Origin of the sequence: Indolivaga macrotermitis, from assembly GCF_900128985.1 — a bacterium.
Lineage (GTDB): Bacteria > Bacteroidota > Bacteroidia > Bacteroidales > Dysgonomonadaceae > Dysgonomonas_A > Dysgonomonas_A macrotermitis.
Genome location: NZ_FQUC01000001.1, coordinates 705,081 through 726,734, shown reverse-complemented (window position 1 = coordinate 726,734; position 21,654 = coordinate 705,081). Strand labels below are relative to the sequence as shown.

Here is a 21,654-nt window from a genome sequence, read left to right as displayed (position 1 = left end):
TATACATTCGCTCAAAATGAGTGAATAATGGCAAATATAGTTAATCAGGCACAGACAAGAGTCACCGTCGACGGACAACAGGCAGCAAATCAATTATCCGTTCTAGAAAAACGCGCTCAAGCTTATCGTGATGCATTGGTAGCAGCGAATAAAGCCGGTGACGATAAAGCCGTTGACAAAGCATCGAAAGGGCTGAGACAGGTAGAGAAGGAAATGAGAACAATTATACGTTCGAGTTTCGATGTCAATAAAGTAATGAGTAACTTATCGGATGCCGGTCCTAAAGAATTAAAGAAGGCTCTAAGTGAATTAAATAAACAACTAAACTCAGGTGCAGTAGCCCGTAATTCTAAGGAGTGGGATGAATTACAACGAAAAATAAGGCTTGTAAGGGGTGAACTTGAGAAAATTAATGCCGAAAATAGCCTATCCGGATCTGATGCAGGAGATGGTGCTAAAAACTTTGCCGGTATGGTCACTGCTTTCATCGCATCTATCACCGGATTATCTTTCGCTTTTCAGAAATTGATTGAAGACCTTGCGAAAATGGATGATGTGTATGCTGATGTCATGAAGACAACCGGTATGACACGTGATCAGGTTCTTGATCTGAATGAGAGCTTCAAGAAAATGGATACCCGTACATCGCGTGAAGAGCTTAACAGTCTGGCCAGTGATGCCGGCAAATTAGGGTTGACAGGGAAAAAGGATATACTTGATTTTGTTGATGCCGGTAATCAGATTAATGTTGCACTCGGTGAAGACCTCGGAGAAGGGGCAATCAAGAACATAGGAAAGTTGACGGATGTATTCGCACTGTCAACTAAAGAACTGGATAACCTTGATATCAAAGGTAAAATGCTGGCTATAGGTTCGGCTATTAACGAACTCGGAGCCAGTTCTACAGCTTCCGAAGGTTATATGGTAAACTTTGCACAACGTTTAGGGGGTGTGGCTGCTCAGGCAGGCATATCTATACAAAATATATTAGGCTACGCATCTGCACTCGATCAGTCCGGACAAGCTGTAGAGATGTCCGCTACAGCGTTCCAAAACTTCATAATGAAATTAATGTCCGAGCCTTCTAAATTTGCCAAGATCGCAGGTTTGGAGGTCAAAGCATTTAATGACCTCCTGAGTAAGGATACAAATGCAGCGATCAAACAGGTATTGATGGCATTGTCAGAAAAAGGAGGTTTTCAAGCTCTCATACCTATGTTTCAGGAAATGGGACTGGATGGTGCGCGCGCCGTCGGTGTTCTTTCTGCCATGGCCACCAATATCGGGAAAATAAGCGAAGCACAAGAGATTTCGAACAAAGCTTTTGCCGATGGCACATCACTCACCAACGAATATAATGTTAAGAATAACAACCTACAGGCTACCTTGGACAAAGCGCGTAAAGCTTTATCAGACGTATCTTTAGAATTAGGGGAAAGGTTAGCTCCCTCGCTGATGTCGTCTACCAATTATATGATAGACCTGATTAAGATATTGCCGGCTGTTATTGACTTTTTCTCTGAATATGGTAAATATATAGTTTATTTGGCAGCTGCTTATATATCGTATATAGCTGGTGTTAAACTAGCGCTATATTGGGAGCAGGCTAAAAATGCCGTGTTGATACTGAGCCGTATAATCACTTTATCTCATGCAATGGCTACAGCTGTAGCTACAGGTAATACAACCAGGGCTATAGTTGCACAACGGCTATATTATACTGAACTGAGTAAAGGTAATTTGGTAACAAAGGCCTATATCCTTACGACCTCTCTTTTGTCTGCAGCAAAATACGCATTAACAGGAAACTTAGCTAGGGCACGTGTTGCACTCCAAGCCTTCAATGTCACAATGAAAGCAAATCCTGTAGGTGCGTTCCTTTCTGTTATCGTTCTTTTAGGAGGTGCAATCTATACCCTTTATCAACACTTACAGAGCAATAACAAAGAACTTGATAAAAATAAGGAATTACAAAAAAGCATAGCAGAAGAAACAAAAAAATATACTGAGGAGATAGCCCGTGAACAAAGTGCGTTCAACTCTCTGATGTTAGCTATAATCAATGCTAACGAGAAATCAACTATCCGAAAAACCCTGATAAAGGAGATTAAAGAGCAATATCCCCAATATCTGAAATACATCGACATGGAGGTATTGAGTAACAGGGAACTCGAAGCCGTTCTGCGAAACGTAAATAAGCAATATGAAAAGAGATACGATATTGCCGCTTTGAAAGGGCGTACCGATGCAGAAGATAAAATCATAACAGGACTTAAAGACAAGCAAATTTCCATCCGTGAGGAATTAGATAAATTGTATTCCAATCCTAGAACCAATGCCTATGATGAAGAACGGATAAAGGAACTCGAAAAAGAATATGATTCCCTGGATAAACAAATCGAAGATTCACTCAAGAAGGTAAGCAATTACAATAAACAAATAGCTGATGTTCAGGAAGGCATAGCTAAAGAGAATTCTATTGACGGGTTAATGGAATTGATCGAAACCAAAACCAAACAGATAGAATCAAAGAAAGAATTTATAAGTGTACCCGGTTTAAGCCCGAAACAAAAAGCTAAACTGGAAAAGGAAATTAATGACTTATCCGATGAAGTGACAGTTCACTGGATGAAGATCAATAAAATGGGTGAAGAAATGGCTGAAACCGAAAAAAAGACACCTACTACTCCTACAGCACCCACTACTCCTACAGGTGACAGTAAAGCTTCTGATCAGCGGTCAAAGGTTCAGGCAGCCATGCGTAAACTGGAGATAGAAGATACCAAAGCCAGGACTAAAATTCTTCAAGATTTCAGGGATGGAGAAATAAAGTCCGAGTTTGAGAAAGATCAGAAGCTACTCGAACAGCAAAACAAATATGCCGGTGACAGAAAGGCTGCACTGAAAGATTTACTAAAATCAGTTTCAGTTTCCACCGTTAAGAATGATATTAATAAACAAATATCTGAGATAGATAATCAGGTTCTGCAATCGGAGATCAAACGCCAAGCCGAAATTAAAAAGATTCTGCTTGATGCTGATCCGGCAGCTGCTGAACAGGAAGCATACGAAAGAAGATTGCAGGAGTTAGGTTTATTTGGGGTTGACAGGGAAAAACTGACAAAGGATCAGTTATCCGCTCTTGAATTACTCGAAGAACAACACCATGCTAAAATGAGTAAGATAGAGCGTCCGAAAGTTACCCGGGAAATAAAAACACAGGATGATAACCAGGCGCGAGAATCGCAACTCCTTTCGCAGGAATATGCTAAAGGGCTAATGAGCGAACGGCAATATCAACACCAATTGGTGCTGATACAGATAGCCTATGCGCAAAAAAAGCTACAAATTGACGGTCTTACAGAAGAACAGAAACTGCAAATTCAGAAAGAAACAGAGGATAAATTACGCAAGCTGAATGAAGAAAATAGTGAGATACAGGCACGGCTGGATAAAAAGAAGAAACTAGAAAACCTGACAGATGCCCGGGACGCTGAACTGTCATTCCTGGATCAGATGTTTGACGAAAATTTGAGAAACACAGATGCGTATGAGCAGGCTCGTTTATCTATCGTCCAGAAATATGCTTTACTGGAAGAAGAAGCAAATAAGGCGAAACAGCAAAGAATGATCGAAACGGCTCAGTTTGGTCTTGATTCGATGCAACAATTGCTCAGTTCTTATTCTTCGTATATCCAGGCTGCAAACGAAGCCGAAACAGCAGCAATAAACAAGAAATACGAGGCTCAGATAAAAGCAGCCGGAAACAATTCGAAACGGGTTAAAAAACTCGAAGAGCAAAGGGATAAGGAACTAAAAGAGGCAAACAGGGCGAACGAAGAACGCTCTTTCAAAATACAGATTGCCCAGGCCCTGGCATCAACGGCACAATCTGCAATCAATGCATATTCATCGACCGCCGCAATACCGATAGTAGGTCCGGCATTGGCTCCCATCGCAGCCGGTGTGGCTACAGCTGCCGGATTGATCAACGTTGCTGCCATCAAAAAACAGCACGAGGCGGCAATGGCTAATTATTGGGATGGTGGATATACTCCAAAAGGAAATAAATACGATGTAGCCGGATATGTTCACCGGGGCGAATTTGTAGCTACTCAGGAAACATTGGCAAACCCTAATGCCCGGGCTGTTGTAGATGTTATAGACATGGCTCAACGCCGTAATACTGTGTCAAGTTTGAAATCGTCTGACTTTGCCACAGCCATGGAGTATAACGAACGGGTTTCAATGCAACCGCTATCTGGTAGATTACAAAACATCGTACAACCTGATAACGACAACTCAGATTATCTGTTATCAGTATTGAGCGACGTTGTTCAGGTTCAGATGTTATTGCGTGAACGGTTAAATCAGCCATTTGTCACAGTCAACACAGCAACCGGCGACAAAGGAATTAAGAAAGCATTATCAGATCTCGATAAGATGGATAAAAATATCAGACGAAAATGACTAGATTATTAATTAACGGACAAGAGGTAGTTCTGCCTGATGGCTTTTCATTTTCATTATATTCTGAAAATCCTGTATTCAATAAAAGTAGTGATTATACATATGACATAACACTTTCATTGAAAAATACTACAAATGCCCGAATATACCAGAATATTAACAGGACTAATGTCGTAAATAACCAAATTGAAAATAGGCAGGCTATTTTAATTGTGGATAACAAGGTACACTTAAAAGGTACTGAGATTATTCTTGACATTACAGATGAAGATGTAAAGATACAGCTGGCCAGTGGAAACTCAGAACTCAGTTTTTTGATAGGCAGCAACCGCAAATTAAGATCATTGGATTTAGGTATGGCTGCTACTTTGGATGGAGCCGGTTACCCGAATGACTCTAAAGCATTTGCAATAGCCCGGCAGGTAAAATATCTTTTACAGTTTTCATATCCTAATGTTGGTCACCAGCTATTACCTTATGCCGTAAGTAGTAGTAGTGAGGCTCTTGACCGATATGAACCGTTAGGTAATAATTTCGTATTCTACCAACTCGAATATAATGCGCCTGGAGGTACAACAGGCGACAGAGATTTTTATCCATTTTATGACCCCTATTATTCAGGACAAGTTCCACAACCTTACTTATGCTTTATCATAGACAGGATGTTCAGCGCACTGGGTTATAAACTTACCTATAGCGCACTGGCTGAACACCCGATATTTAAAAATGCATATATTGTACATGGTATTCAAACAATGGAATATGCAAAAATGCTTCCGGACTGGACGGTAGAAGATTTTTTATCTAAACTCGAATTTCAGTTTGATTGTGTATTCGCTGTTGATTCTGAAACAAAGAATGTCGAGATGCTGTACAATTATAAACTGGATGCAACCAACCCCAAAACATCTACTCTTTCCGTTCTGGATAAATATACCCGAACCACCGATGAAGAAAACAGGCTGAACCCTCAGGTTGCAAATATCGGGTATGCTTTAGATTCAGATGAGTATTACAGTTTTATGAACATAGACCCGGAAGTGTATGCACAAGCCAGAAAACAGACATTTAATACTTTACCTGAATTGGTAGAATTGATACAGGGTTCAGTTCAAGACGATATTAAAGATATAATATTTACAAACGGATATGACGAATATATTGCTTATGATACCGGCGAAAAATTAGTACCAAGGCGCGTTAATTCTTTCCGTCCTTTATATAACAATCCTGATTCTACTGAAATCGATCAGGAACTGGATATTATTCCGGCAGCGATGATTCCCCAATATGAAAGGGAAGGACAAGATTTAAACAGAGAAATTTGGTTCCAAATTCCAATAGCCGGAAATTATACACCTTTGTGGAACCCGACTGATACGAGTCTGGAATCAGAAGAAAAAATTAATTTACAGTCAATTATAGAAGGGAGCGAATCATTAGAATCCGATACCGGTTATACCAAAATGCGCCTGGCTATTTACTCAGGTTTGTCGGAGCTGTATAATCCTGAGCCATCCGACCCGATCAAATTTATATACCCGGTTGCTTATGTTGAATCACTTTGTGAATACTTCGAGAAAACAGGACTTATAGAATATTATGCACCGGAAGGTAGTGACCCGTTCAGATTATCCAATTTAAACCGGGATATATATTCGTTGTCCGATATTACAGATACTACTATTACATATAAATTTATGTTTAAATACAAACCTGATTTTAATATCAGAGACATATTTATTATAAATAATAAAAAATACGTATGTAATAAGATTGAGAAAGAAGTTACGATCAACGGCTTTTCGGAATATATAGCCGGTTACTTTTTCCCAAAAGAATAAAGGAGGCTGATCAGGCCTCCTTTTCTTTTATAACTCAGGGAATTTATGTTTTACATAATCGTTTTGCTTTCCTATTTTCTTGGTTATATATATATCAGTATATGCCGTTGATTTATGCCGAAAATGATCTCGTACGGCCGGCAATGGTGCACCACTCATAGAAAAAAGAATTCCACCCGTACACTTCCAACTATAGAGCTTGTATTCTTTAGGAAACCCGACGGCATCCCGGTATTTATTAAATTCTAATCTGAAATGATTTTTACCCCAACATTCAGTACCTGGTTTGCCTTCTTTTCCGAAAACATAGAATTCCCTTTCATTCAGAGATATTTTTATCTCACTTAATATTTCAATCAACTTTTTAGGCATGTTTACTATACCTTGCGTTGTTTTAGCATTCTCAGGCCTAATAGTAATCGTTTTAGTGAATAAATTAATATCTTTTACTTTAAGTAGTCGCAATTCTGTACCTGGACGAATGGCACAATAAAAAATCATTGAGCAGAATAAATACAGCTGTTCGTTTCGTTCTTTTATGTAACTTAATAAAAACGAGGCTTCATCTTGTGTCATTGGTTGTGCCGAATGGTCATAGTGTTGCTTTCCGTCCGGAACATCATACACTGGATTGCTCTTGATTACTCTTTTCTTTACAAGCCAGTTCAGTACTTGACTGATTCTTTGTTTTGTATCCTTTATTGTGTGCCGTTCCCTCCCCTTTTCAATCAAAGTATATATATAATCTGATACATGATCATTTGATATTTCGCCGGCATAGATATTATCTAACCCTTTAGTTTGTAGCCAATGGTAGAACATCCGTAATTTAGAAGTATAGTCCTGCATCGTTTTTATTGCTAATAACGGCTTTTTCTCACCAAGAAAAGCATTGATATAATAGAAAAAATTCTTCTCAGATTCCTCTCTATTCCCATAAACACGAGCCTGGATGTTGTATGCAATGTGATTATTGAACACCACTTTTTCCAATTCAAAAGGATTCCACCCCGATAAAATTTTATCGGATATTTCCTTTATGATAGCATTTGCATGATTGTAGCGTTCATCTGTAGTTTGTAACGCTTTGAAGCCTTCGTAAATACGAAAGCGATCTAGTTTATCATTCCTCTCATCCCGGTATGAATATTCTACATACCATAACGCTGACAATTTTCCGCCTCCATCGTTCAATTTTGGAAGCACGAACTTTACTTTTCTTCGTCCCATAATATTAAGTTTTTAATTAAGTGAATCGCGACAAACCACCAAATATCAACTATAACATTATAAGATTTATTTGTCTAGATAGACATTTAAAACTCAGTAGACATTTATTTTTATTTGAAATTCAATGCTTTATGAGTTTTGTGGAGCATATCGGACTCGAACCGATCACCTCAACACTGCCAGCGTTGCGCTCTAGCCAGATGAGCTAATGCCCCATTCTTTTCGGATACAAAAATAGAATAAAATTAGAATCATAAGCTAAAATAAGAGTAAAATATTTATATTTTGTATAAATAGGGAATCTCGGAAATATTCGATGTTCCGGAAGCACGGTGAATTATCAAAATTATCTGTTTATCTTTGCTGTATCAATTCAATTTTATCAGATGTTAATATTCAATACAACATTACACCTCGATGATTCCATTCACGACGAGTGTCTTTTGTTTTTAAAAGATGTATATATCCCCAGTGCTTTAGAAAGTGGCTTGCTCCAATCACCATCTCTGGCCAGAATAGATGCCCAGCATGAAGAGCACGGTGTTAGTTACGCCATGCAATTTAAAACTACCGATTTGGATACACTTGATAATTGGGCTGGAAGCACTGGAGAGAAGCTTCAAAAAGAATTACAGAAAAGATTCGGAACTAAAGTTGCCGGATTCGTCACCTTACTCGAAGAGATTCCATTATAAACAAACATGTCTACAATAAATAAAGAACGTATTATATTAGGAATAGACCCCGGAACTCAGGTGATGGGATATGGAGTATTACGCGTGCTCAATAATAAACCGTCTCTTATAACGATGGGAGTATTACAATTGAGTAAATACGATGATCATTATTTGAAACTGAGACGCATCTTCGAAAGGGTAATCGGACTGGTTGAAGAATATTTACCTGACGAATTGGCTATCGAAGCTCCTTTTTTCGGTAAGAATGTACAAAGTATGCTCAAACTCGGCAGAGCGCAAGGCGTGGCTATGGCTGCTGCTTTATCAAGAGACATACCTATTTTTGAATATGCTCCCCTGAAGATAAAAATGTCTATCACCGGAAACGGAAAAGCGGCCAAAGAGCAAGTAGCATATATGTGCCAGCAATATCTGAAAATACCCGACGAGAACATGCTCCCTCAGCTTGATGCTACAGACGGATTAGCGGCTGCCTTATGCCATTATTTTCAGACGAATAACCCGACTCAGGATAAAAAATTCAATAGTTGGAAGGACTTTATCAGTAAAAATCCCGGAAAAGTCAGTGGATTGAAATAAGAAATATCATCCTAAACGGGGATCACTGCCCCATTTCAATTTTTTCTTTAAAGTATTATAGAAAGTATGTCCCTTACGTTTTACGATACGAACTGGAACAGCTGATTTTTCGACCTGCAATATAGTACCGTCAGCCGACATCATTTTGGATCTTCCATCTAATGAGATAAGGAAACAACAACTGCGGCTTTTTACTTTCATCGTTATCACATTATCATCTTCGATAACTAACGGGCGGGCATTTAAACTATGCGGAGCAATGGCTGTGATAGCCAATGTGGAAGTATTAGGTGTCATTATCGGTCCGCCTACACTCAACGAATAAGCGGTCGAACCTGTCGGTGTTGCTATAATCAAACCATCAGCCTCATATGAGGTCAGATGTTCGTCATTTATAAAAACATCGACATTTATCATCGAAGCCAGGTCTTGTTTCAGAACGGCTATTTCATTCAATGCATAATGTTGCGGATCTCCGTCTTCGCCGTTTACCAGCAGTCGCAATTGCGAACGCTCCTCTACCGTATATTGCCCTGCGAGAATCTCTGATAATGTCTGTTCCATATCGTCTTCCGACACATCCGCCAGAAATCCTAAACGGCCTGTATTAATACCGAGAATCGGTATATTCTTCAATTGTACCGACGATACGGTCTTCAAGAAAGTTCCGTCACCGCCTACGCTTAAAGCCATATCAAGATCGAGGTCTTTACAATCCAGAATACCATTTACCTTATTGTTCCAATCGATCTGCGGGGATAAATATTCGTGAAACTCTTTCTGAATAAATATCTCGGCATTTCCTTTAGTCAGGATATCCAGAATTCTCTCTATCTGATCGCTTTTCTGATATTCGTTGCCAAATATTCCTATTTTCATATCCGAAACAATTTGTATTCAATATTTGTTTGTTAAGCTAGCCAGACCATCTGCTTTTGGCTTGAGATATTTTTACAGCCCCAATACTTAATATAGTGATATTGATAGTGTCCTTAAAAATCTCAAAATAGCATAAAGTCTCGGTATTTCGTATTAAATTTGCATACCAGACTATATTAATGCAAAGGTGGTAAAAAAGTTTTATAAATATGCCCCGGCATCACTTTAATCACGACAAGAATCTATCATGACTAAGTTGAGTGTAAATATCAATAAAGTAGCGACTATACGCAATGCCCGCGGAGGGAGTGTTCCTAATGTAGCCCAAGTAGCAATTGATTGCGAAAAATTCGGTGCAGAAGGTATAACGGTACATCCCCGTCCCGATCAGCGTCACATTACAATTAATGATGTATTTGACATAAAGTCAAAAATAAAAACCGAATTTAACATCGAAGGATATCCCTCACCCGACTTCATCAAATTGGTAAAAGAGGTAAAGCCTACGCAGGTAACTCTTGTGCCGGATGCTCCGGATGCTATAACCTCTAATGCAGGCTGGGATACAAAAATAAATTTTCAGTTTTTAAGTGATCTTGTTGACGAGTTCAGATCGGTAGGAATACGTACCTCTATATTTACAGGAACTGATACCGAGATAATAGAATATGCAGCTAAGACAGGTACAGACCGTATTGAGTTATATACCGAACCTTACGCTACGCTATATCCTAAAGACGCGGAGGCTGCGGTACAACCTTTTGTTGAAGCTGCCAAAGTAGCTAAACGCCTCGGCCTGGGTATCAATGCGGGCCACGACCTAAGCTTGGAAAACTTAAACTTTTTGTATAAGAATATCCCATTCATCGAAGAAGTCTCGATCGGGCACGCACTTATCAGCGATGCTTTGTATCTAGGCTTGGAACGGACTATAGCAGCATACAAAAACTGTTTAAAATAATAACATCTATATTATGGCTTTGATTAAACAAGAAAAAACAATAGGGTTGGCTGGGACAATAGGGTTTCATGTCCTATTGATTATATTTCTCTTGCTTTATTATATCAAGCCGAGTAATAAAGACCGGTTAAATGACGAACTTGGCGGAGTGCCGGTTATGTTCGGCAATGTACAAGATGCATTGGGCGATGACGAACCATTTGGCAGAGGAAACGGGCTTACCGAAGATGTGCTGGAGCCAATAGAATCTGACCCGACGATGCCTAACAATCTGGAACAAACTGAAGCCGTTACGAAAACAGAACCGATACCGGCTCCTACAACTCCGGCTGCTAAACCTGTTGTAAAAGACAACAAAGCCCCGACAGCAACCCAGGATGTAGAAAAAACGATAGCTATATCCGAAGCAAAGAAACAAGAAGCTGCAAAAAAACAACAAGAGGCAGTTATTGCCGAAGCAAAAAAGAAAGCTCAAGTCGAAGCCGACCGGAAAGCACAGGAAGAAGCTGACCGGAAGAAAAATATTAATAGCCAAATGGCCGGGTTATTCGGAAACGGATCCGGCAATGGAAGTCGTGGAAACACGCACGGTACAGGAACTCAAGGTTCGCCTGCCGGCAATGGAAACGTAGGTAAAGTATCAGGCGTAGGTGGTACCGGAACTTACGATTTAGGGGGACGGGGTGTAGGCTCCGGAGGACTTAAGCTGCCTGCATATACAGTTGACGACTACGGAACTGTAGTGGTTGACATTATTGTCGACCCAAAGGGGAACGTAATTGAGGCAAGTATCGGACGAGGTACTAATACAACCAACTCAACGCTACGAAACGAATCTATTCGTGCAGCCCAACGAACTAAATTTGCCCTTGTTAATACAACTAACAATCAAAAGGGGACTATTACATATAAGTTTAACTTAAACTGATAACCGAGTATGAAAAAAGCATTGATATTCTTAGTTACAGGATTTGAAGAAATAGAAGCTCTCGCTACAGTAGATGTTTTGAGACGCGGAGGTGTAGATATCAAAACAGTATCACTGATAGATTCAAAGACAGTGGAAGGCAGCCACGGCATTCCTGTAATAGCCGATCAGCTTTTCGATGATGCGGACTTTTCCGCTGCCGATATCCTGATTTTACCGGGTGGTACTGTCAGAATTAATGAACATGAAGGACTAAAAAAGAAGGTGGTAGAATTCAATAATGCCGGTAAAAATGTAGCGGCAATATGTGCAGCTCCAATGGTACTAGGTGGATTAGGTATACTGAAAGGGAAAAAAGCAACATGCTATCCCGGTTTTGAAAAATACCTTGATGGTGCCGAATTAGCAACCGACGAGGCGGTTGTTGTTCAAGGAAATGTTATTACCGGAAGAGGCCCCGGATTGACACTCGATTTTGCCCTTCAACTATTAGAGATATTAGCAGGCAAAGCTAAGCGTGATGAAGTTGCAAAAGGCCTGCTGCTTGCTTGAAAATATAATATACAGAATAAGATTATAAAATCCGGCAAACAATCGTTTACCGGATTTTTCTTATTTTTGCTTTTACAGAACAACTCTTATTCCCTAATTATCTAACAAGTACATATGCTTATACATTGTGGCACCCAGACTATAGAGTCTGAAAGACTTATACTTAGACCTTTTCAATATACAGATGATAACGATATGCTTGCTTATTGGGTTAGTGATCCTAAAATTCAATCGATGTACTCCGAACCCATATATACGACAAAAGAAGAGGTAAAAGGCTTACTTGATAAATATATAGGATCATACGAAAGGCCTGATTACTACCGATGGGCAATTATCGAAAAAGAATCTCAAATATGCATTGGGCAGATTGCCATATTTCTGGTAAATGACACAAATCACTTCTGTGAAATAGAATATTGTTTAGGCAGTAAATTTCACCGTAAAGGCTATGCGACTGAAGCCGTAAGATTAGTACTGGATTATAGTTTCAACAAAATAAACTTTCACAAAGTACAGGTTTGCCATAAGGATGGCAATATCGCGTCGCAGGGGGTGATAAAGAAAAGCGGCTTTATATATGAAGGTACTTTACGTGACTTCTTCTTTATGGATGGCAGATATGTCAGCCGATTGTATTATTCGATGTTAAAAGATGAGTATAAGAAGTAAAGCTGAATTTAAAACCAACGCTTCCGTTTCAAATAAAAGACAGCCAGAATAACTATCAATAGCATAATTCCCCAAGCAAACAGGTAGCCATGTGCCCATCTTAATTCGGGCATATAATCGAAATTCATACCCCAAACTCCTACCATAAATGTGAGGGGAATAAAGATGGTGGAAACAATGGTAAGTTTCTTGATTACGTTATTCAGCCTTAGATTATTGTTATTGAAATATAGATCGGACAGCGAACTCACCGATTCACGAAAAGCCAGAAGATCGTCTAATGACGTACGTAAGCGGTCGTCGAAATCCTCGAAATACATGATATTTTCAGGCTTTATCAGCTTGTTGGTATTATGGAGCAGATTTATATATTCTTCACGTAATGGAGCTATAATACGCCTTAGTGAAGAGGCGTCTTTCTTCCGGCGGCTGATAAATCTCATTACATTGATATTCTCGGTATCATCATCGATCAGACGGTCTTCCATCTCATTAAGACGGTTGTTCAGTTTGATAATCGCGTCATTAAATGACGAGTGCAGACAGTTGAGCAATATATAAAGTAGGTAATCTTCGTCTTTTTCCCTTATCATCACACGCCCTTCTTTAATCGCATCTTTCGCATCATTGAAAATAGTAGAAGGCCTTTCCTGAAAACTTACAACATAATTATCCCCTAAGATAAATGCATTCTGATAGATTATCAGCTCCTTATCCTCGCTTATATATGCCCCCGACATTAAGATAAATGTGTTGGTATCGTGCGTTATAACCTTTGTCACCCGATAACCTGATAACAGGTCCTTCACATCAAAGCGAGGTATCCCAAACGCTTTACAGATATTGTAAGTAGTTCCGGCATCCGAAATACCGGTTATTCTGAACCAGTTGACACAATCAGGCTTTATCAGTTCCTTCAATTTCTCATCGGGGCGTACGGCTCGTTCCGAGATTTGTGTCTTGTCATACTGAATGAGCTCTATGGATGTAGAAACATTTTCTTCTCCCATATAGACCAGATTCTCTAACAGATGCGCATTATCCAAATGTTTACGCACTCTCGGGCTTGTAGAAGTTCGTTTAGACATAGTTCTTTTTACATATATAACAAAAGTAGGAAAAAATGCTATATTTGCGATTACTTATGCAAGTAAGTTTATCTTGCACACGAAAACTCAACACACATTGCCTGATGGTTAATTCTGTACTCAAAATATTGGTTAAAAAGAAACTACAATTTTTCTTTTTGTTTTATCTTGTTTTGCTTCTTCCGGTTCTGAGCCCATTAGCTGAGAATCTGACCAAGCAGGATGTACTTTGGCTGATCAGCGCCAACTGCATCCTCTTTATAGCTATTCTGATCTTATTATTATTTGCCAGCCCAAGATGGGAAAAGAGAATCTATACCGGAATATTCGTTATAGCCTATCTTCCCGGAAGTATATATATCAGCTACCTGCTTTTTGCACATGTTCTTCTGCAAGGCAATAGTATCATTAGCCTTTTTGAAACCAATCCGACAGAAAGTAAAGAGTTTCTGGCACATTACTTCAACCCTTGGATCATTGTAGGATTTGTCGTATATATTTTCCTCTGTTTCTTTATTATATGGAAGATGCGGGCAGTTCCCCGTATAAAAATAAAGGAGCACAAAGCACTCTTTGTCTCCGCTTTGGTCGGAGTGATTCTCTTTTTAGTAGTTCCTCCACTATCGAAGCCGGTATATTTCATTCAATTCTACAAGTTGTTTGTACACTATAAAATCCGATTAGATAAGGAGGAAAAAGCCATAATAGCAAGACAGAGTCAGGCTTATGTTGTTAATGATATTGATTCGGCATATCAAAAAACGATAGTGTTAGTCATTGGCGAATCGCTCACACGTACACACATGTCGCTTTACGGATATCCACGCGAAACTAATCCCAGATTAGCTTCGTTGGGAGATAGCTTACTTGTTTATAAAGATGTCTTATCCCCTCAAGTACATACCATACCGGTTTTACGTTCGGTTATGACTATGGCTGACAGGAATAATCCTAATAATATTACACAAAAACCTTCTTTGATAGAGTTGTTCAACAGGGCCGGATATAAGACTTATTTCATCAGTACCCAGCCTTTTGGCGGTAATTTCAAAACCAGCTATGATGCCTTGCTCAACTTATCTCAATACTCCTGTGACCTCTCAATTGAGAACCAACCCGACGAAATTGTATTGCCTAAGTTCGAAGAAGTATTGAAACAACAAACAAGTGCAAAACAGAATAAGCTTATTATTATCCATCTCATTGGTAATCACATGGCTTACGAATTCAGGTACACTCCGTCATTCAATGTATTCAACAATAACAAAGATCATATGATCAAGGAGACCGAATACAGAGATAAACAGGCAATTCATACTATAGACAAGTACGATAATTCGGTTCTATACAACGACGATCTGGTATATAAACTGATTAAGACCTTGCAAAATAAGCAAAAAGGAGAGAGCGCCCTCATATACTTTTCGGATCATGGTGAGGAGATATACGATATGCGAAACTTTTCGGGACATGCCTACGAAAAGATATCGACTTATATGTGTGAAGTTCCGTTCGTGGTGTGGTTATCGTCAAACTATAGAAACATGAGATCGGATCTTAGTATTGTACCCGAAAGACCGTATTCGACAGGTGATGTGATTTTCAGTATTTCGGATTTAGCCAATCTGAAATATGAGGACTATGACGATACCAAAAGTATCTTCTCTAAGAACTTTGTCCCCACCGAAAGATATATCGGAAACAAAACCTATGATGAAGTTAAAGCCTTACAAAAAAACTATAAGAAGTAACAAGAGAATTATTCATTAATAATATTGGGCAACAGGGGTAAACTATCATTTGTGTTACAAATTTCTCTATATTTCTCAATAAAAAAGTGAGGACCATTTTCTATACATTCTCTCAATAAGTCTGGGCCTCCATATTTATCAATATGGTATGCCATAAACATACCGGAGATACAGATATACTTACTCCAGTATTTTCCATAAAGTCCGTCTTCCAAGACAGTCTTCCGTATCTCCATATCGTTATTCCTGTCGAAAATAATAGCTGCTTTTTCAGAGAAAGAGGAAAAGCTCAATACCTCTTTTTCTTTCAAGGTATCATAATTATTTGCAATATATTTCTGGTCTGCAATATAATGGGCCACCCCCTCATTCATTAGTAAAAATATTACTTCGGACTCTATCTGATCGCGGTTATAATAATCCTTATCCACGATATACTCTTCAAGTATAGCATGAAATAGTTCATGACTAAGCACCTTTCTATAGGTAATAATTTGTTCTTCTACAGTTTTCCCATAATTAGAGTTCATTATGGTTAGATTAAAGATAATAGCAGAAGCTCCCTTTTCCGAAAGAAGGTACTTACCTCCCTCTTTTACATAATTGAATGTCATTGCGTCTCCCCATTTCCATCCGGTTGTAGTCAGGTAAATATTAAACCGGGCAGAAGAGGTAAAACCTGCAGGAAAGAACGCTTTCACATAGTCGAAAGTTTGTTTATAGATTTCAACATCTTTCAATTCGGTTAAGACTGCTGATATTTCCTGTCGGTTCTTAAAAGCATCTTCCAAAAGATAATCATTGCCAGCTAAAGAACATTTAATTGAAAAACGGGATAATATATCAGAGAAAGAACTTGCCTCTTTTTCTTGTTTTAAAAGAAGCTGCTCCATTATCTGGTTAGAAGGAATAGCCAACAGTGACCGGATACGATTTTCCGGACATTTACTATCGAACCAAGAAAACAGAGAATCTATAGACTCTGAATGGATTTCAATATTATTCTGTCCTTTTATCAGAAAAGAAAATGCAGTGAATGTTATAATAAAAAAATATATTCTCATCCTATTTGTATTATGAGTTATCTCTACCAACCCTTTACAGCACCTCCTTTAAACTCGCGGTCGGCCGTTGCGGCAACTTCTTCCGACTGAAAGGCTTTGACAAAGCGTTTTACTTTATCGTCGTTCTTATTGTCCTCGCGGGCTACAATAACATTCACATAAGGCGAATCTTTATCCTCTATAAATATCCCGTCCTGTAAAGTCAGTCCGGCTCCTGCGGCATATGTGTTATTTATTATAGCAACAGCTACCTTCCGGTCATCGAGAACACGGGGTAACTGGGGAGCCTCAAGCTCAACTATATCGAATTTACGGGGATTTTCTACGATGTCCGATACACGGGGCACAAGCCCTACATTGTCCTTTAGCCTTATCAAACCATACTTTTGCATCAGTAGCAGGGCACGCCCGCCGTTCGTCAAATCATTTGGTATAACGATAGTACTGCCATCTTGCAGGTCATCCAAAGACCTGATCTTTTTCGAATAGCCCGCTAAAGGATATACAAAAGAATTACCGACAACAGCCAGTTTATATCCCCGTTCCTCCATCTGATTCTCCAGATACGGTACATGCTGAAATGCATTAAGATCGACATCGCCCTGATCTAAAAGGGTGTTGGGCACCACATAATCGGTCAGTGTTACCAATTCCACATCTAAGCCATAACGGTCTTTGGCCACTTTCTGAGCAGCCTTTGCTACAATGTATTCCGGACCCAGAACCACTGCTACTCGTATGTAATCAGGATCGTTCTTCCTTTTCCGTCCATTGGCGAAAACAATAAACAGAGCGATAAAGCACAGTACCGATATGAGTATAAATAGCTTAGACTTCATTTAACGATGATCGACTTTTTTAGAAATATAATTACCTGTAACCTGAATAATAAAGACCAGAATAACCAATAGTACCAAAACAATATTCATCACAGTGGTATCATAGCCTACATAACCATACTGATAACCGACCTGCCCTAAACCTCCTGCTCCTACTGCACCACCCATAGCCGAATAACCGACAAGAGTAATAAGGGTTATAGTAGCACTGTTTATCAGGGAAGGTAAAGCTTCGGGCAGCAGCACTTTTGTTATGATCTGAAAAGGGGTAGCCCCCATAGCACGTGATGCTTCAATAAGTCCACCCGGAACTTCGAGCAAACTATTCTCTACCATACGGGCAACAAAAGGCGCAGCACCGATACTCAGAGGAACCAACGCAGCTTCTACTCCAATGGAGGTTCCTACGATAATCCTCGTAAAAGGAATCATCCACACAATAAGTATAATAAAAGGTATGGCACGAAATACGTTTACGAAGAATGCAATAAAACGGTTCACCTTTTTATTATCCTTTATCTGTCCTTTACGGGTAATGAACAACGCCACGCCGATAGGTAACCCCAGCATAAAACTGAAATAACCCGAAACGAAGGTCATCACTACCGTTTCCCATGTTCCTTTCAGCAAAATATCTATCATCGAATCAGACATAACCTAATACCTCCACTTTTATATTCTTATTCTTCAGGAATTCTATTGCCCGGTTTTCGTTCTCTACCGATCCTATAAATTCGACCAGCATAATACCGAATTTAAGCCCTCCGATATAATCCATACGGGCACTGATAATATTACTGTTGATCTCGAAACGGCGGGCTACTTCCGACAATACGGGCGCATCCACCGAGTTGCCCGTAAACTCTACCCATAGCAGGGCATGTTTCCCTTCTTTCTGATTTTCCTGAAGCCTTTCCTGATAGTCGGCAGGTATCTCCATATGCAAAGAGGAAGCTATAAACTGCTTGGTCAAAGGTTCTTTCGGATGGGAGAATATATCGGCGACACTACCCTGCTCTATCAACTGTCCGCCACTGATAACAGCTACCTCATCGCAAATCTCCTTCACTACATTCATTTCGTGAGTGATCAACAGGATCGTAATATTCAGCTGGCTGTTAATATCTTTCAACAGAGCCAGAATGGAGCGTGTAGTTGCCGGATCGAGGGCACTGGTCGCCTCATCACAGAGTAATACTTTCGGGTTGGTAGCCAGTGTACGTGCTATTGCCACCCTCTGTTTCTGTCCTCCGGACAATTTAGACGGGTAATCATCCGACTTTCCTTCGAGACCAACTAACAGCAAAAGCTCTTCTACCCGCCGGCGTATTTCATCTTTCGGCGTTTTATCCAATTCAAGCGGAAGGGCTATATTTTCAAAAACCGTGCGTGACGATAGTAAATTGAAATGCTGAAAGATCATTCCGATATCCCGCCGGGCTTTCGCTAGTTGGCTATCCGACATGCTTATCAGATTTTGCCCATCAACGAAAACTTCTCCCAGTGTCGGTCGCTCCAGCAGATTTACTGTCCTGATCAGGGTACTCTTACCTGCACCCGATTCGCCTATCACCCCTACAATCTTACCTTTTGGTACTAAGATAGAAACATCGTCAAGGGCTTTGGTCTCCCTGCCCTCTTGCCGGAAAATCTTAGTTATATGCTTTAATTCAATCATCCTGCCTACTCTTTCCAATCATAAAACAAAGTAACAAAAAAATAATCCTTTCAGGGCAAAAGTATACATTCTTATACATTGAGTGTTACTTTGATGTCACTTTTTTGTTTACTGTGTCACCTTAGTATTTTACTGTATACTATACAGATAAGGCTCGTAAAGTGACAAAAGTGACATTTTTTACAGTAAATTTTATTTTGTGTTTTTATTTATGTTCACCCTCTCTATCACATAGATAAAAAACGGACAGAATATACAGATAATCCTATTGTATCGAATGATATACTTTTTATACATTTGTAAACCTATAATCAAATAAAAAAACCATGAAGAAGTTTTGCTTACTTTTTATTTTCTCTTTGCTTATTTCAGCACCGACTTTTGCACAAGATGTTATTAGAGTAGCATGTGTCGGTAACAGTATTACTTTTGGAGCCGGAATAAAAGACAGGGACAAACATAGTTACCCCTCGGTATTAGGGCAGATGCTGGGAGACGGCTACGATGTCCGTAATTTCGGAGTCAGTGCGCGTACTATGCTCAATAACGGAGACCATCCTTACATGAAAGAACAACAATATCAGGATGCTTTGGCTTTTAATCCGGACATTGTTGTCATCAAACTTGGAACAAATGACTCTAAGCCTCAGAATTGGGTACACAAAAATGAATATAAACATGATACGGAAATACTGGTGAATAGTTTCAAAAATTTACCATCCCATCCACAGATATATCTTTGTTATCCAGCTAAATCTTATTCCTTGAAATGGGGTATCAACGACAGTATTATTGTAAATGATATAATCCCTTACCTGACAGAAGTAGCCGAAGAATGTGGTGCTAAAATCATTAATCTCCATACTCCGACAAGCAACATGAAAGAGAATTTCCCTGACGAAATACATCCGAATGAGGCAGGAGCGAAAATACTGGCTAAAGAAGTATATTACGCTATAATCCGGAAAGATTAATGTCCCGGATCTTTTCACTATCCTTTAATCTATAAGGATAACAACCTCTGTTACTTAAATCTGATAATACATATCTATGAAAAAAATAATGACTTTACTTCTTGCATCATTTATTGCAATCAGCAGTTCGGTTGCTCAACAACCGGTACCGCAAAAGCCACGTATCCTGATCAGTTCTGATATCGGAGGTACCGACCCCGACGACAATCAATCTATGGCTCATTTCTTAATGTATAGTAACGAGTTTGATACGGAAGGTCTTATATCTTCTCCCTCTTTTGGTGAGGGCAGGAAAGAAGAGATTCTCCGGATGATAGACCTTTACGAGATAGATTTACCGAAGCTAGAAAAGCATGTTCAAGGACTCGCCTCTCCTGCTTATCTTCGTTCCATCACTAAACAAGGACGAAAAGGAGCTGCACCTTACTGCGGTTTTACATCCGCAACCGAAGGTTCGGACTGGATTGTACAGTGTGCCCGTCGCGCAGACGAACGCCCATTGTATGTGCTTGTTTGGGGCGGACTGGAAGATCTAGCTCAGGCGCTTCATGACGCTCCCGATATTCAAAACAAGATCCGTGTTTACTGGATCGGGGGGCCGAACAAAAAATGGAGTGTGAATAGCTATGCTTATATAGTGCAGAATTTTCCGGACCTATGGTTTATCGAGAACAATGTCTCTTATCGTGGCTTCACATATCAAAGCAAAATCAATGATAAATACAATTCACTTTATTATAATACATACATAAAAGGCGCAGGAAATTTGGGTAGAGATTTTATTAACTATTATGAAGGTAATCCTAAATTGGGCGATACTCCCTCATTACTTTATATGATGGACGGCGATCCGTCGAACCCGTCGAAAGAATCATGGGGCGGAAGTTTTGAGCCTTGTACGCACAGTGCACGTTCTGTTTTTTATCGTCCTGCAACCGAAAGGGATACGATACCTGTATTTTCGACAATAGAGTTTCATGTGAAAGGTCCTGTACTCAACAATATTCCTATCGATTCGGCATGTATGACCTTGACCATCGGAAAACAAAAATGGGACGGCTACCACTTAGGGAACGGCGATTATGTTGTTCGTCATTCGACCTATTTCCTAGGCACATTACCCTATACAATTGTCTCTGATATTCCGGGATTTCCAAATCAGGAAGGAGCGGTCACTGTTGAAAATATCTGGCCGGGAAGAACTAGTGATACCGATTATAAAGTAGGCAGGCAATGGTTTACCGATAAGAGTGCTCCTGAATATTTCTGGAACAATTATCAAGGGGCACAAACTGTCTATAAATGGAGGAATGACATAATGGCTGATTGGGGTAAACGCTGGGGATGGCTGAAAGAATAGTAAATAATTTGTATATACTATTCTGTTACCTGTATTCTAAATAACGACAGAGCCGGATTAAATATTGATCCGGCTCTGTCGTTCTAT

The 21,654-nt window shown here is 39.5% G+C and carries 18 protein-coding genes and 1 tRNA gene; 11 read left to right on the top strand and 8 right to left on the bottom strand.

What is annotated here, in order from left to right; genetic code table 11:
• Positions 1-27 precede the first annotated feature (27 nt).
• Both BUC12_RS02950 and BUC12_RS02945 read left to right on the top strand, forming a co-directional pair.
• Entirely contained in the window at positions 28-4,470 is a 4,443-nt protein-coding gene (locus tag BUC12_RS02950; protein WP_062175669.1) for a phage tail tape measure protein, read from the top strand.
• Positions 4,467-6,314, top strand: coding sequence for a hypothetical protein (locus BUC12_RS02945; RefSeq protein ID WP_062175668.1), 1,848 nt, complete (start codon positions 4,467-4,469; stop codon positions 6,312-6,314). The genes BUC12_RS02950 and BUC12_RS02945 overlap by 4 nt, the downstream gene beginning before the upstream one ends.
• A gap of 27 nt (positions 6,315-6,341) precedes the next feature.
• On the opposite strand, the gene BUC12_RS02940 is transcribed toward BUC12_RS02945, so the two are convergent.
• Together BUC12_RS02940 and BUC12_RS02935 are read right to left on the bottom strand one after the other, a co-directional pair.
• Positions 6,342-7,544 (bottom strand): tyrosine-type recombinase/integrase, encoded by a 1,203-nt coding sequence (locus tag BUC12_RS02940; RefSeq protein ID WP_062175667.1) that lies wholly within the window; start codon positions 7,542-7,544, stop codon positions 6,342-6,344.
• A 141-nt stretch (positions 7,545-7,685) separates the two neighbouring features.
• A tRNA-Ala gene (locus tag BUC12_RS02935) sits at positions 7,686-7,759 on the bottom strand.
• Between the two features lie 171 nt (positions 7,760-7,930).
• On the opposite strand from BUC12_RS02935, the gene BUC12_RS02930 reads away from it, so the two are divergent.
• Positions 7,931-8,239, top strand: coding sequence for a DUF4286 family protein (locus tag BUC12_RS02930; RefSeq protein ID WP_062175666.1), 309 nt, complete (start codon positions 7,931-7,933; stop codon positions 8,237-8,239).
• A 15-nt stretch (positions 8,240-8,254) separates the two neighbouring features.
• Positions 8,255-8,821, top strand: a complete 567-nt coding sequence (gene ruvC / locus BUC12_RS02925; protein ID WP_062175873.1) for a crossover junction endodeoxyribonuclease RuvC — start codon at positions 8,255-8,257, stop codon at positions 8,819-8,821.
• A gap of 6 nt (positions 8,822-8,827) precedes the next feature.
• Here the strand turns inward: ruvC and BUC12_RS02920 are convergent, their stop codons facing one another.
• Positions 8,828-9,700, bottom strand: coding sequence for an NAD kinase (locus BUC12_RS02920; protein ID WP_062175665.1), 873 nt, complete (start codon positions 9,698-9,700; stop codon positions 8,828-8,830).
• Positions 9,701-9,947: 247 nt separating this feature from the next.
• Between BUC12_RS02920 and BUC12_RS02915 the strand changes: the two genes are divergently transcribed.
• From BUC12_RS02915 to BUC12_RS02900, 4 genes are all read left to right on the top strand, one after another.
• Entirely contained in the window at positions 9,948-10,661 is a 714-nt protein-coding gene (locus BUC12_RS02915) for a pyridoxine 5'-phosphate synthase (RefSeq protein WP_062175664.1), read from the top strand.
• A gap of 13 nt (positions 10,662-10,674) precedes the next feature.
• A complete protein-coding gene (locus tag BUC12_RS02910) occupies positions 10,675-11,589 on the top strand; it encodes an energy transducer TonB (RefSeq protein ID WP_062175663.1) in 915 nt (304 codons plus the stop codon).
• A 9-nt stretch (positions 11,590-11,598) separates the two neighbouring features.
• Positions 11,599-12,141: a DJ-1 family glyoxalase III gene (locus BUC12_RS02905; protein ID WP_062175662.1), complete on the top strand. Its 543-nt coding sequence runs from the start codon at positions 11,599-11,601 to the stop codon at positions 12,139-12,141.
• Between the two features lie 114 nt (positions 12,142-12,255).
• Positions 12,256-12,813 (top strand): GNAT family N-acetyltransferase, encoded by a 558-nt coding sequence (locus BUC12_RS02900; RefSeq protein ID WP_062175661.1) that lies wholly within the window; start codon positions 12,256-12,258, stop codon positions 12,811-12,813.
• An 8-nt stretch (positions 12,814-12,821) separates the two neighbouring features.
• Here BUC12_RS02900 and corA read toward each other — a convergent pair whose 3' ends face one another.
• Positions 12,822-13,901: a magnesium/cobalt transporter CorA gene (gene corA, locus BUC12_RS02895; protein ID WP_062175660.1), complete on the bottom strand. Its 1,080-nt coding sequence runs from the start codon at positions 13,899-13,901 to the stop codon at positions 12,822-12,824.
• 104 nt (positions 13,902-14,005) lie between these two features.
• On the opposite strand from corA, the gene BUC12_RS02890 reads away from it, so the two are divergent.
• A complete protein-coding gene (locus BUC12_RS02890) occupies positions 14,006-15,652 on the top strand; it encodes a sulfatase-like hydrolase/transferase (protein WP_062175659.1) in 1,647 nt (548 codons plus the stop codon).
• 8 nt (positions 15,653-15,660) lie between these two features.
• Here BUC12_RS02890 and BUC12_RS02885 read toward each other — a convergent pair whose 3' ends face one another.
• From BUC12_RS02885 to metN, 4 genes are read right to left on the bottom strand one after another with little or no spacing between them, the layout of a single operon-like run.
• Positions 15,661-16,716 (bottom strand): DUF5700 domain-containing putative Zn-dependent protease, encoded by a 1,056-nt coding sequence (locus tag BUC12_RS02885; protein ID WP_062175658.1) that lies wholly within the window; start codon positions 16,714-16,716, stop codon positions 15,661-15,663.
• A gap of 23 nt (positions 16,717-16,739) precedes the next feature.
• On the bottom strand, positions 16,740-17,555 hold the full coding sequence (gene metQ / locus BUC12_RS02880; RefSeq protein WP_062175657.1) for a methionine ABC transporter substrate-binding lipoprotein MetQ: 816 nt from the start codon (positions 17,553-17,555) through the stop codon (positions 16,740-16,742).
• On the bottom strand, positions 17,556-18,209 hold the full coding sequence (gene metI, locus BUC12_RS02875; RefSeq protein ID WP_062175656.1) for a methionine ABC transporter permease MetI: 654 nt from the start codon (positions 18,207-18,209) through the stop codon (positions 17,556-17,558). It lies immediately after the preceding gene.
• Positions 18,202-19,233 carry a methionine ABC transporter ATP-binding protein MetN gene (metN, locus tag BUC12_RS02870; RefSeq protein ID WP_062175655.1) on the bottom strand — a complete coding sequence of 344 codons (1,032 nt, stop codon included), beginning with the start codon at positions 19,231-19,233 and terminating at the stop codon, positions 18,202-18,204. The genes metI and metN overlap by 8 nt, the downstream gene beginning before the upstream one ends.
• A gap of 326 nt (positions 19,234-19,559) precedes the next feature.
• On the opposite strand from metN, the gene BUC12_RS02865 reads away from it, so the two are divergent.
• Together BUC12_RS02865 and BUC12_RS02860 are read left to right on the top strand one after the other, a co-directional pair.
• Entirely contained in the window at positions 19,560-20,207 is a 648-nt protein-coding gene (locus BUC12_RS02865) for a GDSL-type esterase/lipase family protein (protein WP_062175654.1), read from the top strand.
• Positions 20,208-20,283: 76 nt separating this feature from the next.
• A complete protein-coding gene (locus BUC12_RS02860) occupies positions 20,284-21,567 on the top strand; it encodes a nucleoside hydrolase-like domain-containing protein (RefSeq protein ID WP_062175653.1) in 1,284 nt (427 codons plus the stop codon).
• The last annotated feature ends 87 nt before the right edge of the window (positions 21,568-21,654 follow it).

Excerpts from the sequence above, each read along its gene's own strand:
- BUC12_RS02910 (WP_062175663.1), top strand. The coding sequence starts at position 10,675 with ATGGCTTTGATTAAACAAGAAAAAACAATAGGGTTGGCTGGGACAATA.
- BUC12_RS02890 (WP_062175659.1), top strand. The coding sequence starts at position 14,006 with ATGGTTAATTCTGTACTCAAAATATTGGTTAAAAAGAAACTACAATTT.
- BUC12_RS02915 (WP_062175664.1), top strand. The coding sequence starts at position 9,948 with ATGACTAAGTTGAGTGTAAATATCAATAAAGTAGCGACTATACGCAAT.
- BUC12_RS02860 (WP_062175653.1), top strand. The coding sequence starts at position 20,284 with ATGAAAAAAATAATGACTTTACTTCTTGCATCATTTATTGCAATCAGC.
- corA (WP_062175660.1), bottom strand. The coding sequence starts at position 13,901 with ATGTCTAAACGAACTTCTACAAGCCCGAGAGTGCGTAAACATTTGGAT.
- BUC12_RS02885 (WP_062175658.1), bottom strand. The coding sequence starts at position 16,716 with ATGAGAATATATTTTTTTATTATAACATTCACTGCATTTTCTTTTCTG.
- BUC12_RS02940 (WP_062175667.1), bottom strand. The coding sequence starts at position 7,544 with ATGGGACGAAGAAAAGTAAAGTTCGTGCTTCCAAAATTGAACGATGGA.
- BUC12_RS02930 (WP_062175666.1), top strand. The coding sequence starts at position 7,931 with ATGTTAATATTCAATACAACATTACACCTCGATGATTCCATTCACGAC.
- BUC12_RS02920 (WP_062175665.1), bottom strand. The coding sequence starts at position 9,700 with ATGAAAATAGGAATATTTGGCAACGAATATCAGAAAAGCGATCAGATA.
- BUC12_RS02865 (WP_062175654.1), top strand. The coding sequence starts at position 19,560 with ATGAAGAAGTTTTGCTTACTTTTTATTTTCTCTTTGCTTATTTCAGCA.
- BUC12_RS02905 (WP_062175662.1), top strand. The coding sequence starts at position 11,599 with ATGAAAAAAGCATTGATATTCTTAGTTACAGGATTTGAAGAAATAGAA.
- metI (WP_062175656.1), bottom strand. The coding sequence starts at position 18,209 with ATGTCTGATTCGATGATAGATATTTTGCTGAAAGGAACATGGGAAACG.
- metN (WP_062175655.1), bottom strand. The coding sequence starts at position 19,233 with ATGATTGAATTAAAGCATATAACTAAGATTTTCCGGCAAGAGGGCAGG.
- BUC12_RS02900 (WP_062175661.1), top strand. The coding sequence starts at position 12,256 with ATGCTTATACATTGTGGCACCCAGACTATAGAGTCTGAAAGACTTATA.
- BUC12_RS02950 (WP_062175669.1), top strand. The coding sequence starts at position 28 with ATGGCAAATATAGTTAATCAGGCACAGACAAGAGTCACCGTCGACGGA.
- BUC12_RS02945 (WP_062175668.1), top strand. The coding sequence starts at position 4,467 with ATGACTAGATTATTAATTAACGGACAAGAGGTAGTTCTGCCTGATGGC.
- metQ (WP_062175657.1), bottom strand. The coding sequence starts at position 17,555 with ATGAAGTCTAAGCTATTTATACTCATATCGGTACTGTGCTTTATCGCT.